This is a genomic window from Mycobacterium arosiense ATCC BAA-1401 = DSM 45069 (assembly GCF_002086125.1).
GTDB classification, from domain to species: domain Bacteria; phylum Actinomycetota; class Actinomycetes; order Mycobacteriales; family Mycobacteriaceae; genus Mycobacterium; species Mycobacterium arosiense.
Genome location: NZ_MVHG01000250.1, coordinates 1 through 424, shown reverse-complemented (window position 1 = coordinate 424; position 424 = coordinate 1). Strand labels below are relative to the sequence as shown.

Genomic DNA, 424 nt, shown 5'->3' with positions numbered 1-424 from the left:
CTGCTCGCCGAGGTGCCCACCGCCTTCCACGCCGGCATCCAAGACATCCTGCTCATCGGGTTCGCCCTCGCGCTCGCGGAATTCCTGGACACCACCCAGGTCGGCATCGACGTCGAAGGCCACGGCCGCCACGAGGACCTGGCCGCCGAAGTCGACCTATCCCGCACCGTGGGATGGTTCACCACCAAATACCCGGTGGCGTTGACCGGGGCCGGGCTGCCCTGGACCCACGTGCGCACCGGCGCAGAAGCTTTGGGCGCGGTGATCAAAGCCGCCAAAGAACAACTGCGCGCCCTGCCCGACCCGCTGACCTACGGCCTGCTGCGCTACCTGAACCGCGAGATCGAGCTGCCCCACACCGACCCGGTGATCGGCTTCAACTACCTCGGCCGACTCGGAGCCGCAGCCGGCGAGGCATCCGAAA

At 68.2% G+C, this 424-nt stretch carries 1 protein-coding gene; it reads left to right on the top strand.

Annotated elements, in window-relative coordinates; translation table 11 throughout:
* On the top strand, positions 1 to 424 hold a 424-nt coding region (locus BST14_RS28340), incomplete at both ends, for a condensation domain-containing protein (RefSeq protein WP_142279695.1).